8 protein-coding genes and 1 pseudogene are annotated in these 7,881 nt (G+C 64.2%); 6 read left to right on the top strand and 3 right to left on the bottom strand.

Annotation, left to right across the window (positions count from 1 at the left end):
- Positions 1-905 (top strand): annotated as a pseudogene (locus ACYVN4_RS38980) (hypothetical protein); the annotation flags it as partial.
- A 1,120-nt stretch (positions 906-2,025) separates the two neighbouring features.
- Positions 2,026-2,418 carry a hypothetical protein gene (locus tag ACYVN4_RS38975; protein ID WP_460728218.1) on the top strand — a complete coding sequence of 131 codons (393 nt, stop codon included), beginning with the start codon at positions 2,026-2,028 and terminating at the stop codon, positions 2,416-2,418.
- A gap of 207 nt (positions 2,419-2,625) precedes the next feature.
- On the opposite strand, the gene ACYVN4_RS38970 is transcribed toward ACYVN4_RS38975, so the two are convergent.
- Together ACYVN4_RS38970 and ACYVN4_RS38965 are read right to left on the bottom strand one after the other, a co-directional pair.
- On the bottom strand, positions 2,626-2,964 hold the full coding sequence (locus ACYVN4_RS38970; protein ID WP_460728216.1) for a hypothetical protein: 339 nt from the start codon (positions 2,962-2,964) through the stop codon (positions 2,626-2,628).
- Between the two features lie 364 nt (positions 2,965-3,328).
- Positions 3,329-4,549, bottom strand: coding sequence for a hypothetical protein (locus tag ACYVN4_RS38965; protein WP_460728214.1), 1,221 nt, complete (start codon positions 4,547-4,549; stop codon positions 3,329-3,331).
- A gap of 528 nt (positions 4,550-5,077) precedes the next feature.
- Here ACYVN4_RS38965 and ACYVN4_RS38960 point away from each other — a divergent pair.
- The 3 genes from ACYVN4_RS38960 to ACYVN4_RS38950 all read left to right on the top strand — a co-directional run bounded on the left by ACYVN4_RS38960 (position 5,078) and on the right by ACYVN4_RS38950 (position 6,560).
- Positions 5,078-5,683 carry a hypothetical protein gene (locus tag ACYVN4_RS38960; RefSeq protein WP_460728212.1) on the top strand — a complete coding sequence of 202 codons (606 nt, stop codon included), beginning with the start codon at positions 5,078-5,080 and terminating at the stop codon, positions 5,681-5,683.
- A gap of 245 nt (positions 5,684-5,928) precedes the next feature.
- Complete coding sequence (locus ACYVN4_RS38955) at positions 5,929-6,252, top strand: hypothetical protein (RefSeq protein WP_460728210.1); 324 nt, start codon at positions 5,929-5,931, stop codon at positions 6,250-6,252.
- Complete coding sequence (locus tag ACYVN4_RS38950) at positions 6,249-6,560, top strand: UDP binding domain-containing protein (protein ID WP_460728208.1); 312 nt, start codon at positions 6,249-6,251, stop codon at positions 6,558-6,560. The genes ACYVN4_RS38955 and ACYVN4_RS38950 overlap by 4 nt, the downstream gene beginning before the upstream one ends.
- On the opposite strand, the gene ACYVN4_RS38945 is transcribed toward ACYVN4_RS38950, so the two are convergent.
- A complete protein-coding gene (locus ACYVN4_RS38945) occupies positions 6,551-6,901 on the bottom strand; it encodes a hypothetical protein (protein ID WP_460728206.1) in 351 nt (116 codons plus the stop codon). The two genes, ACYVN4_RS38950 and ACYVN4_RS38945, sit on opposite strands and share 10 nt — an antisense overlap.
- 307 nt (positions 6,902-7,208) lie before the next feature.
- Here ACYVN4_RS38945 and ACYVN4_RS38940 point away from each other — a divergent pair, with 307 nt between their 5' ends.
- A complete protein-coding gene (locus ACYVN4_RS38940) occupies positions 7,209-7,604 on the top strand; it encodes a hypothetical protein (protein ID WP_460728204.1) in 396 nt (131 codons plus the stop codon).
- Positions 7,605-7,881: the final 277 nt, after the last annotated feature.

Here is a 7,881-nt window from a genome sequence, read left to right as displayed (position 1 = left end):
CAGGCGGTCCCGGCGCCACCCCAGGCGGTCCCGGCGCCACCCCAGGCGGTCCCGGCGCCACGTCCGGCGTTCAGCCGACCGGTGGCACCGATCCGGGCAGCTCGCTAAACCCGGAGAGTGATATCACCACGACGACCGCCGACAGCAGCTCCGCCAACCCTACGATCACCGGGACCGCCGGTGATCAGACTGGGATCGGAAACAACTCGGCCAACGCCTCGCCCGCAGTGAGCCCCGGCGGCGACAGTTCACAGAGCTCGAATCTCATGAATGACGCGGTCTTGCCGCTGGTGATGTCGGGCGTGCTCAATCAGAACCACAACGGTTACGGCAGTCCCTACGGCGATACCGGGCCCAACTATCAGCAAAACCAGTACCCGGTGCAGCCCACGACCGCTCAACCAGCGACGGCGGCCACCCCGGCAACCACCACTCCTGCTCCTGCAGCCACTACTATCGGCAATCCCAAGACGCCACCCGACCTTCCGATCGACGGCACGAACCAGCAAGTCAGCTCGGTTGTGCACGATGCGGTGAAGCATGAACAGAACAACCCCAATGGCAGTGACGCCCGCGCGGCGTACAGCGGAACGCCGGGCGAAAATACACCGAGCAACCCGTGGGTGCAGGTGGACGAGCCCGCCCAGCTCCCTGAAGGTCAAGACACGAAACTCCGCACAGGCGATGTGGCACAGTGGGATAACCGCACGGCATTGGTGGTGGTGGAGAACGGTGTTCGAATGATCATCATGAACACGAAGACGGTGCCGCTGTCCGATGCCGAGAATCCCCCCGATTCCGGGTTCGGAGACTACGGCAGGTTCAACGGCTTCTTCCACCCCACCGGTGCCGACCTGACCACCGCCCTGCCGGCTACTCCCCCCGCCGCAACACTTGCCACCTGATGATGTCGACCGCCGAGACTTACACCGAATGCCACCAGTCCGCGTGCGGCAGAAGGTCGGATGCAATCCAGACTGAGACCCGCCTCATTCTTTGTGGCGATCGGGCGCTGATTCCGGGGTCTGCTCAGGCTTCAGATCTCCTCGCGGGCCGGAGTCCGAGTAGTTCCAGCGGGAATCGCGCTGTCCGAGACTTTCCGACCCCCTCGCTCCAAGGCATACGCTCCGCAGTGAGGATCGGATTGTCGCTGCGGGAAGCGGCAGGCCGGGCGCATAAAGCTCTAGGCCCGTCAATGCGGTGAGGACAGAGTGGAAACCCGAGCAGTAGGGAAGGTCACAGCTGTCACCTGATCGTGCTGCCGTCCCGCATCTCCGATGGCTGGAGTTGGTTCAGTTCAACGGGTTTCGATAGTTGTGCGTCTTGGTAAGCGAGGGAGGGGCAGTCGCCGTGAGCGACGGGGAAGTCGGTTATGAGACTCGACAGTGCATCGTGTCGCCGACCTGCGTCGTAGGGTGAGTGTGCTTTCGAGCGACGCTCGGACGGTTTCGTCGCCGGATCCTGGCTGGTGGCTTCCGTGGGCTTTCCGAAGCCTCTGGGCGGTCGAATCCGATGCCGCCACAGAGGCATTCGGGTCTGCTACGCGGACCCGACGAGTTTTAGCAGCGGATCGATGGAGTTGAAGAATGCGGCCAACGCGTCGAGGCCGGGGCTGGCGATTATGAACTGAAGTGTCGGCATTGGTGGTCCTTTCCGTTGGACTTCACAGGATTTCGCGTTCTTCCCGCAGGCGCCAGCCCTAGAAATAGGGGGTATTGCGTGTGGGTATCGCCAGCTCGACGCAATTCTCGAATTTCCCAATAGTGGGAATCTCTGAATTTCGGTTTGAACAGAATTGGTGTATAGGAGGCTGTCGGTGCCCCACCGGCCGCCACGAGGAACGCGCCCGGTCAGCGGCTGGGTCGCATCGGCGCGATCGCGGACCAAGGGTACCTGGACGAGGCAGCTCGCAGACCTGTCGACCTCGACACAATCGGTCAGCACTCCGATAGGGTCGAGACGGTGATTGGGTCAGATAAATCGGAGGAGACCAGACTGCCGGTGGCGTTCGGTCGAAGGTTCCGGATGCACGCGTACTCCCCCTCGTTCAGCTGCCTATTTCTGCACTCCGCCCCCTCGGACGACGTAGCCGACACCGAGGAGGACTGCCGCTTCATCGAGTTGGTGTTTCACGGCGTCTCGGATCTGAAGCTGCCCGTAGCCCTGGGGGCATTGACCATCCGTCGACCGACCATCGACGAGGTTGTCGGCATCCGCGAAGACATCGCCAGGCAGGTTGGTGCCACCGAGATCTTCGTGTTGCAACACGATGGCCACCGGCCTACCCACGACAATGCTGCCGACGGGTACGTCGTGGCGCTGATGGCGTATTTCACGCGATCACAGACGTTCGTACCCCTCGACAAGCTGATGGACGTTATGGACGACTCCCTCGAACTCGTGACGATCATCGATTGAATCGCCGCCGAGGCGACTGCCGCTCACGAATTCATCGGTGCCCGCGAACAGATCACGCCTAGCGCGAATACGTGGCTCCTGGTTGCATATCGCGTTCGGGGTCGTGCCACGGTGCGTTCGTGGTTACGGTATTCGAGTTGGGCTGGTCAACACTGGACACGACCCTGCTGGTCTGCGCCTCGGTCGGCGTGTCTCTCCTCGCGGCGCTCAGGATTTGGCGGGCACCGACGCGGCGGGGCCTGTGGGTGTGCCGACCGGTGGTAGTGGTAGCGGGTTCGGGGGCAGCGTCGCGGGATCGTTCGGGGGTGACGGATTCGAGGAGTTGCGCACCGCGGCACTGCCCTCGGCCTCGGTTTGTTGGAAGTGGGTGATGGCAGCGGAGACATTGTCCTTGAATGTGTCCAGCTCACTGCTGAGTGAGTTGGTCCGCAGGCGCACGTCTTGCTCGTAGTCGGTGACCGTGGTGCCGACGGAACCGAAGGCCCCGACGGGCACGGACGAGCTAACGCTCAGCGAGCGGAGGACACGCGATAGCAGGTACTTCATATCCCCGATGCTGTCCCCGAAGGCAGCCAGTGAACCCAGATCGACGCTAACCTGCGTCGCGCCGGTTGCCTTGGGCGCTTCTCGTCCGCCGATAACCGCAATCGTGTGGGGTGGCACGAACATCCTCCTCGTCGACGTCCTGGATGTGACCATCGAACCGTAGCTAGGCCGCCGAGGCCGGCTCTTGCCATCGGTGGCAGGCCCGTCATCCCGGAAGGTGAAGGACCACATCGAATTCCCGAACAGACCCCACGCGACGCACTGCAAGTAGCGCGGTGGTCTGTCGACTACGGTGGTCGGAGCAGATCCGGCGGGCCACTCGTAGTGATCACCGCATCGCTGCCTCGCGCACCGGCGCGGATACTCAGTTCACGGAGGGAACGCCTTGGGGCGCCACGGGGGCTGATGGAACACCGTTGTCTGCACCGGGGACCCCGGTGGGGGGCGCCACAGCACCCCCAGGCGCCACCGGCGGCACGCCACCTCCAGACGTGTCGCCCCCGCCGGGACCTTCCACGGGCGCGTTACCGTGGTCCGGTGGCTTGGGCGCTGAGTGCACGCCGCTGCCCGCGGCACCGGTGTCGGGTACGGGCTTCGCGGGATCCGGCGTGGTCGGCCTCGGGCTGCTCGCCGGCGGCGGTGGCACGTCCACGAAATTGTTCAACACATCGGACGGACTCGGCGCAGCGCTGTCGGACGGGTTCGGTGGGGAGGTGTCGCCGCCGCCGGGACCCTCCACGGGTGCATCACCACGCGGCGGCTTGGGAGCGAAATCCGGTGCGGACGTCTCGCCACCCCCGGGACCCTCCACGGGCGCATCACCGTGGGGCGGTTTGGGCTCGGATGCACCATCGCCTGCACCGGCCGCCGGTTTGTCGGCCGGAGGAGCGGGGAGAACTGTCGAGGAAACAGCGACCGCGGGAACCGGTTGCGCGGTGGCAAGCGGGGCACTCTTCGAACTCCTCGCACGTGCGTCGGCGACCGCACTGGCCAGTTCGTTCCTCGCCGTCTCCTCGGCATCGTGGGCATGCATCGCGGCGTCGTGCAGCTGTTGGAGACTGGCCTTGGTGGTATCGAGCGCCTCGGGGATCCCCGAGCTCGGGTACAGGCCCGCTGAGGTCACGGTCTCAGGCAGCGAATTGCGGACAGATGCCAACGCGCTGCGGGCGCTGTTGTCGGCCTGCATCGCGTAGTTGATGTCCTGCACCCAGGTGTTGAGGATGTAGCTCGCCGTCGAGAACTCGTTCACAGCAATCGCACACGAGGTGACCAACCAGGTGCAGTTCTCCATGATGGCCTCGTGGGTGTCACCCTGACTGTCGGGTAGGGAGTTGACCGCGTCCATCAGTTTCTCGGCTACCTGTTGGACGTTGTCGGCGTTGGTGGCGTAATACCCGGCGTTGCTGCTGATCACATCGAGGTCGACCCCGACCGTCGGTTGGGGTATGACGGGATGTTCGGACGTGCCGACGATGTCGATCGTATTGCGCACCAGGGCAGGTATGACCGGTATGTCGTCGCTGGTCAGCCCGTTCAGTATGGCCAGATGGAACGCGAATGCCTTCGCCGTGTCTTCGGTGGTCACAATGCGCCACCCGATGACGCGGCGGGTTCTGCGTCCGCTCCGCCGCCGGCTGCGATCAGATGGGGTGGCACGGGCATCCTCCTCGTAGGCCGGCGTGCGTAAGCACCCACCCTAACCGCGACCGCGACGCTCGACTCTTGCCATCAGTGGAGGGCGATGTTCCCGAAAGATACAGGGCCGCAACGACTCACGGACAGGACGCCCGGGCCGTCGAGCGAGGTGGCGCCCCGCGCGGAGTGACCACGGCGTGAGGCCGACCCGGCGCGCTCGACAACGTCACAGTGACGGTGACTCCAGGACGTCTCTCTCCCACCCCCGCGACATCTCGACGACCGCGGGCCAGCGACGTCGCGATTGGAACGTCCTGGTCGATCTCGGCGATCGGCCGGTGCGATCCGGGGTCCGCGAGCGCCTCGACCGATTTCGTTTCGTGTGTTTCGTCATTTTCCTACGAAACAAACGAAACGAAACGAGAGGAAAAACCCGGAGATCTGACCGCCGGTAAGTGAACCTTATCGGCGGTTAGACTTGATCGAGGGTTCGGTCGACAGCATCGACGGCCCCGACTTCCTGATGGAGATCGAGGCCGAGATCTATTCGCGCTCAGCCGATTACGCGCAGGCGCACGGCATCCCCGAACGAGGGCTGGCAACACGAACGAACGAGTTCGGTGAGCGGTTCGTCCTCGAGCTTGCCACCCGCGCGCAAGCCAAACACGCCCAGCACATCGGGAAGGAACTCGACCGCGCGCGAACTCGTGACCAGCTCGAGCTGATCCCGACAGAGAAACTGCTGCAACAGCAGCGAGCAAAAGAACGCGCTGACCGAGTACGGGAAATCGCGCGCATGCAGGAAGCTGCCCCCCGAGCCATCGAGGCACAAACACGCGAAGAACAAGCACGCCAGCGCCAAGCTGCGATCGAAGCCACAGAACGCGAGATCAAGGCGATGATCCGCGACGCACCCGACGACGTCGTTAAGACCCTCGCGCTTTCGAGTCCGACCGCCGCCGAAGCCGCCACCCGTGGCTCACGAGAAGGCCGCCGTCCCCCAGGTCACTCGCGGAGGACGGGAGGCGACGCGGGCGCGGCGAGTGAACGCGACGCGATCTTGAGAGCGACGGGTTTGACGTAGCCAACAACTGACAAGTCGTGCACAGTCGGATCCATTCGCATGGACGGCCGTTGGCCGCGGCTGTAGCGTCGCCGCCGTATGACGAGGGGAACCCATGGGCATCGTTACCAGGGTCGTTGTCGCGCTGCGGGTCGCCGCAACTGCAGCTACTGCCAGCTCCTGTTCGAGCCACACCGACTCGACGGCCACGCTGAACGGATACGGGATTCGACTACACCGACGCACAGGGAATCATCGCCCCGAGCGTGCTGGCACAGAACCCGGACTGGAATTCGATCGGCTGTGTCGGTGCCGGTGCGCTCGCGGACGTGAGGGCGGGTGCCGCGGTATCGATGGTCAATGGCGACGGGAAGATCGCGGCGACGGGCTCGATCGGCGACAGCAACATCTACCGGGGCAGCGGGGCGAACCAGTGCCGTCTGAAATTCTCGATATCGGATGCGCCGCAGGGTGTGACGGGTGCGCAGGTGCGAGTCGGCCAGCATCCCGCCGCCGCTCTGGGGGCTGAGCTACAGCTCGTGGCCGCGTGTCACCCTCGTGCAGTAGCGGTCCGGGTTAGAACTCGTTGATCCGTTATCCGGTAATCGCCCACCGTGTAGACCCCCGGATCCAGCGCCTCCGACCCATAGCCGGCGACGCCGATCGAAGCAGCGACCGGATCAGCCAGAACCAGCCCGGCTACGTCGCCCGGCGCATCATCACCGGCCTGTGGCAACCGGGAAGACCCTCCGACGGCACGCCCCGCATTGTCCTGGTCGGAGCCACCTACAAATCCGACATCGGCGATATCCGGGATTCGTGCGCCCTCAAGGTCGCCACAGAGCTGAGGTGGGCCGACGCGGAGGTGCTCGTCGTCGACCCTCGGCGTCAGTGCTGATTCCTGGGATTGAGCGGGCTGTTCGGGTTCACAGGGTTATTCGGGTTGGTGACGCTGTTGGGATTGAGGGGGTTGTTCGGGTTGAGCAGACTGTTCGGATTAGCCGGATTCATCAAATCGCTTGCCCAGCGGACTCTGGCGCACCAGTTCTGGAAATCCCCGTCGTTCTTGAACTCTGGCTGATCGCAGTTCGCGATATCGTAGGTCTGCGGATCGGCAGGTACGGCCGCCGGCGAGGGCTCGGCGGCGGCGGCGGGAACTATCGACACTGCGAGCGGAGCGGTGGCGAGGGCTCCCACGACGGCAAGGCCTGCCAGCAGTCTGCACCGATCGATAACCATGTCAGTCTCCGTTCTTTTCGCCTCTGTCGTGAGGCTGCAACCAAAGCCCAGCTCCCCGAATCTGGGCTGTCTTGGCCGACAACGAAATCGGCGGAACAGATTGTTCCATTATCACCGCGCGGCCGACTTATTAGTGCTGGGAAGCGTCGGCTAGACAGGTCGAGAACTACTGGTACTGAGCTGCCGCGACTGACTACCTGTTCGAGCCCAACGTTGGGAACCTCACCCTTCCCAGAATTGGGAAGTTCCGCTACCGCATCCGGATACTGGTGCTGGTCGCATTCGAAGCATCGGCACCCAACTCGGTTTGGCGCGCGGCACCACCCGCCGCTTCGCGCGCGCCGAGTCGCCGGAAGAACTACTGGTCAACAACGGAACCGGTTACCGGGCAGGGATTCTCGACGACTTCAAGCCCTACCTTCACCAGAGATCGAACGAGGGCTGCACCAACGCCGCCCGGCTCTTCGAAGAGATCACCGCTCGCGGGTTTCGTGGTCAACCGAATCTCGTTCGCACCTACCTGCATCCCTTCCGCAGGACAGCCCACATCCCGACACCCCCACCCAAACCACCGGCCGTTCGCCGAGTCACCGCCCCCGCCCACCTGCGCTTCAATGAATGTCCCGGCGAAGTTCCTTGCAGCACAGTGGCATTACTGCACACTGCCGAGTCGAGACGTTGCTGCAACATCAGGACAGATTGATGATCTCGTCGAGGCTGACCGGCCGCAACACCTCTCCGATGTCATCACGTCGGGGAGCGGCTGACCGCCCGCGACAACGACCTCGTCGGCCTGCCGACCCGCCATCGTGTCCTGACCACACAGCACATCGCGGACCTGTCGTTCGCCGATGAACGGGGCGGCGAGCAAGCGGCTGCAAGTCCTGACCGAGCTCGGGATCCTCGAACGGTTCCACCACGGCCGCAGCCCCGGTCACGGCCAGCACACCCCTCGGTGCGCCGGGCGCGGACCGACTCGC

Source organism: Nocardia heshunensis, assembly GCF_054782115.1.
The sequence above is the reverse complement of the archived record's forward strand: the minus strand, read 5'-3'. Positions and strand labels throughout refer to the sequence as shown.

What these genes read in the sequence shown, in the direction of transcription:
- ACYVN4_RS38975 (WP_460728218.1), top strand. Translation starts at nt 2,026, where the DNA reads ATGCACGCGTACTCCCCCTCGTTCAGCTGCCTATTTCTGCACTCCGCC.
- ACYVN4_RS38970 (WP_460728216.1), bottom strand. Translation starts at nt 2,964, where the DNA reads ATGAAGTACCTGCTATCGCGTGTCCTCCGCTCGCTGAGCGTTAGCTCG.
- ACYVN4_RS38945 (WP_460728206.1), bottom strand. Translation starts at nt 6,901, where the DNA reads ATGGTTATCGATCGGTGCAGACTGCTGGCAGGCCTTGCCGTCGTGGGA.